Genomic DNA, 601 nt, shown 5'->3' on the forward strand with positions numbered 1-601 from the left:
AAGCAAAAGATTAAGCAGCCAGTTCTAAATCCAATTGCTTCAACTCTTGCACAAAAGCCTGGTGGGGTGTTTTATAGTCCAGAATTCTTCTTGGATAATCGTTCATCCATTGTTGAATCCGCTGGACCTGGCGGTCGCTTACTTCTTTAAGAGACTGATGTTTCGGCAAGAAACGCCGGATAATCTTATGTTGATTCTCACTCGTTCCACGTTCAAAAGAAGCAAAAGGATGGCAAAAATACACATCGGTTTCTTCAGACAGATGGGATAGGTTGGCGAACTCACTTCCGTTATCCGAAGTGACTGTTTTAAAAATCTGACTGTCCAATCCTTTTAAGGACTGTATAAAGCTCTGCAGAGTTTGGTCTACCGCATCAGCTCTCTGACCCGCAATTTTGAAAATTTTCTCAAAGCGTGTCTTTCGCTCTACGAGCGTCAATAGAACAGGTTCATCGGCATCAATTTTTCCAATGACGGTATCAATTTCCCAATGACCAAATTCTTGGCGATTCTCTACGGATTTTGGCCGTTCTTCGATTGAGGTACCCAAAACTTTTACATTTCGTCGCACTCGACCTTTGGTAGACCGCGGTTTCCGTCC

General features: G+C 43.3%; 1 protein-coding gene. It reads right to left on the bottom strand.

All coding sequences use genetic code 11. The features are described 5' to 3' along the window. Positions 1–10 precede the first annotated feature (10 nt). On the bottom strand, positions 11–601 hold a 591-nt coding region (locus tag HMPREF3029_RS02585), incomplete at its 5' end, for an IS30 family transposase (RefSeq protein WP_144265393.1).

The organism is Nosocomiicoccus sp. HMSC059G07 (assembly GCF_001815515.1).
GTDB classification, from domain to species: Bacteria; Bacillota; Bacilli; order Staphylococcales; family Salinicoccaceae; genus Nosocomiicoccus; species Nosocomiicoccus ampullae_A.